Source organism: Planomonospora algeriensis (genome assembly GCF_977012225.1).
This window is the reverse complement of sequence record NZ_CDRNDK010000598.1, coordinates 1-3,214: the sequence shown is the minus strand read 5'-3', so window position 1 is coordinate 3,214 and position 3,214 is coordinate 1. Positions and strand designations below refer to the sequence as shown.

At 71.7% G+C, this 3,214-nt stretch carries 4 protein-coding genes; 1 reads left to right on the top strand and 3 read right to left on the bottom strand.

Translation table 11 applies throughout. From position 1 onward, the window contains the following. Window positions 1–134: 134 nt before the first annotated feature. The 3 genes from ACWJ6R_RS33080 to ACWJ6R_RS33070 all read right to left on the bottom strand — a co-directional run bounded on the left by ACWJ6R_RS33080 (window position 135) and on the right by ACWJ6R_RS33070 (window position 2,574). Window positions 135–686: a TetR/AcrR family transcriptional regulator gene (locus ACWJ6R_RS33080; protein ID WP_449065989.1), complete on the bottom strand. Its 552-nt coding sequence runs from the start codon at window positions 684–686 to the stop codon at window positions 135–137. Window positions 687–856: 170 nt separating this feature from the next. Further along, window positions 857–2,017, bottom strand: coding sequence for an acyl-CoA dehydrogenase family protein (locus tag ACWJ6R_RS33075; RefSeq protein ID WP_449065988.1), 1,161 nt, complete (start codon window positions 2,015–2,017; stop codon window positions 857–859). Window positions 2,018–2,061: 44 nt separating this feature from the next. Next, window positions 2,062–2,574: a MaoC family dehydratase gene (locus ACWJ6R_RS33070; RefSeq protein WP_449065990.1), complete on the bottom strand. Its 513-nt coding sequence runs from the start codon at window positions 2,572–2,574 to the stop codon at window positions 2,062–2,064. Window positions 2,575–2,843: 269 nt separating this feature from the next. On the opposite strand from ACWJ6R_RS33070, the gene ACWJ6R_RS33065 reads away from it, so the two are divergent. Next, the coding region (locus tag ACWJ6R_RS33065) for a carotenoid biosynthesis protein (protein ID WP_449065987.1) at window positions 2,844–3,214 on the top strand (371 nt) is incomplete at its 3' end.

Sequence of the window (3,214 nt, the reverse complement as noted above, 5' to 3'; positions counted from 1 at the left end):
CGGCGGAACGAGGCTCGGCCGAGCCGGTAGAGCAAGGTGGCCATGAAGCATCCTTGTCGGAAACGTCGGAAATTTCAGAAACAGCGGAAGAGCAGCGGAAGCACCGTCAGGCGCGGGCGGGACCGGGGAGGCCGTCAGGCGCCGGCGGGGTCGAGGGCCCGGGCCGCGCTGCGGACCAGGGCGGAGCGGAGCCCTTCGTCGTCGATCCCGCACGGCTCCATGCAGACGACCGGGACCCCGCCGAGCACCAGCAGCGCCGCCGCGCGGGCCTCGGGCGCGGCCGAGCGGCCGGTGAGGGCGGCCAGGAGCCGGTCCGTCATCTCCTGCACCCCGGCGAAGGCCGGGCGCTGGAGCAGATCGGGCAGGTCGCCGTACAGGACGGTGACCTCCCGCCGGAAGCGCATCACGAGGTCCACGAATCCCTCGACGGCCGCGCGCCGTACGGCCTCGTCGTCGAGGGCGGCCAGCCGGGCGTCGAGCGACTTGAACGCCTCGACCGCGGGCGCCAGCAGCTCAGCGAGGATCGCGTCCTTGCCGTCGAAGTGGTACAGCAGCGCGGCCTTGGAGCAGCCCACCGCCCCGGCGATGTCCTGCAATGACGTGCCTTTGAAGCCGGTCGCGGCGAAGAGCCGGGACGCCGCGTCCAGGATCTCCTCACGGGTGCCCGAGCGGGCGCTGCGAGACATCGAAACCCACCTCCTCCCCAAGAATGCTTGTCCGATCGGTCAGGATCTGACCGATCGGACAGTTTTCGGGAGTGGGTTACCTCACATTTCGTCCCGATGGCACGCTCCGTCCCGGAAGAAGCACGATCCGTCGCGGAAACGCGTTCCGTTCCGGCGGACTCCCCTCCGGATCACCAGCCGACCGTGGCGTCGCCCGCGACGAGCGACCGAGCGATCACCATCCGCTGGACGTCGTTGGTGCCCTCGCCGATGGCCATGAGCGGCGCGTCGCGGTAGAGGCGCTCGACGACGAACTCGGGAGAGTAGCCGTAGCCGCCGTGCACCCGCATGGCCTCCATGGTCGTGCGGAGCGCGACCTCCGAGGCGAAGTACTTGGCCATCGCGGCCTCGGCGGTCACCGCGCCGCTCTCCGAGCGGACCGCCGCCCAGTAGGTGAGCAGCCGGGCGGCCTGGATCTCGGTGGCCATGTCGGCGAGCTTGAGCTGGACGGCCTGGAAGTCGGAGATGGGCCTGCCGAAGGCGTGGCGCTCGCGGGAGTAGGCCAGCGCGGCGTCGTAGGCGCACTGGGAGACGCCCACCGCGCGGGCGGCGATGTTGATCCGGCCGAGCTCCAGCGCCGACAGCGCCTGCTGCATGCCCCGGCCCTCCACCCCGCCGAGCAGCGCCGACACCGGGACGCGCACGTCGTCGAGGACGACCTCGCAGGTCTCGGTGCCCCGGTAGCCGAGCTTGGGCAGGTCGCGGCCGACGGTGTAGCCGGGGGTGCCGGCCTCGACGAGGATCAGGGACATGCCGCGGTGGGCGGGCTCGGTGATCGAGGTCTTGACCAGGACGGGCATCGGGTCGGCGTGCCGGGCGTTGGTGATCCACGTCTTGGTGCCGTCGATCACGTAGTGGTCGCCGTCGCGGACCGCGCGGGTCCGGATGCCCTGCAGGTCGGTGCCCGCCCCCGGCTCGGTCAGCGCGATCCCGGTACGGCGGGCGCCGGTGGCCAGGTCCGGCAGGTAGGCCTTCTTCTGCTCCTCGGTGCCGTAGCGGGCGATCATCCAGGCGGACAGGGAGTGCGAGCCGAGCACCCCGGCCACGCCCATCCAGCCGCGGGCGATCTCCTCGAAGACCAGGGCGAACGAGACCCGGTCCAGCGCCAGCCCGCCGTACTCCTCGGGGACCGTGACGCCGAACAGCCCCAGCTGCCGGAACCGCTCGACGATCTCGGCCGGGTAGCGGCCGGTCCGCTCCCACTCCGGGGCGACCGGCGTGATCTCGGAGTCGACGAACTCCCGCAGGGTCCGCTGGAACAGCCGCTGCTCGTCGTTCAGCTCGAAATCCACCCCTGGACGTCCTTTCGATCGTGCGCGGGAGGCGGGCGCGGTCCTCAGATCGTCATCGGACCGGTCTTGGCCTCGGGGAAGTGGTCCTTGTCGTGGGGCGCGTCGCGCTTGTAGACCATGACGCTCCGCCGCCAGGACATGATCTCGTCGCCGTCCTGGTTGAGGCCGCGGGTGCGGCAGGTGACGATCCCGGCGTAGGGCCGCGACGCCGACTCCCGCTTCTCCAGCACGATCGACTCGGCGTAGACCGTGTCGCCGACGAACACCGGGTGGGTCAGCCGGATCTCGTCCCAGCCGAGGTTCATCGACGCGTTCTGGCTGACGTCGATGACGGACAGGCCCAGCACGACGGCCACGGTCAGCCCGGAGTTGACGATGATCCTCCCGACCGGGGCCCGCTCGGCGAAGTGGGCGTTGAAGTGGTTCTGGTTGGTGTTCATCGTCAGCAGGGTGAACCAGGTGTTGTCGGCCTCGCTGATCGTGCGGCCCAGCGGGTGGCGGTAGACGTCGCCGACGGCGAAGTCCTCGTAGTACCGGCCGAGGCCGGGTCCGTGCATGGTCACGCGCTCTCCCGGGCCGGTCCCTGGCTGACGGATCCCGACGCTAGTCGGCGGATCGTTGCGCGGTCAATGGTCTCGCGGCCCGCGCCGTTCCTCCCCCTGTCCTCCCCCTGTCCTCCCCCTGTCCTCCCCGCCGGGTCTTTCCGAAGGCCTTGCCGAAGAAGATCCGCCGGCGGGGTGCGGGATGCGTCCGGAGGGAGAGAACCACTCGAAGGAGTCTCCGTGGGAGACGCATACGGGTGGCCGGGAGCGGGGAGGGGCGTGCGGTGACCGTGACAGGGATTCCCGCCTCGCCCGCCGTACCGGGCCGGGCCGGGACGGCGCTGCTGGTCGCCATGGTGGCGGCGCAGGTGGCGACCGGGCTGCAGCCGCGGCCGATCCTGCTCACCAGCGTGGTCGTGCTGCTGCTGGCGGCGACCGCGGTCGCCTTCGCCGCGGCGGTCCACACCCTCCCCCGGGCGGCCGCGGCCTTCGCCGCCGCCGTCACCGCCGGTTACACCGCCGAGTGGGTCGGCACGAGGACCGGGCTGCCGTTCGGCGACTACCACTACACCGGCCTGCTGGTGCCGCAGCCCGGCGGCGTCCCGGTGGTCGTCGCGCTGGCCTGGGGCGGCATGGGGCTGGCGGCCCACGCGGC

What these genes read in the sequence shown, in the direction of transcription:
- ACWJ6R_RS33080 (WP_449065989.1), bottom strand. Translation starts at nt 686, where the DNA reads ATGTCTCGCAGCGCCCGCTCGGGCACCCGTGAGGAGATCCTGGACGCG.
- ACWJ6R_RS33070 (WP_449065990.1), bottom strand. Translation starts at nt 2,574, where the DNA reads ATGCACGGACCCGGCCTCGGCCGGTACTACGAGGACTTCGCCGTCGGC.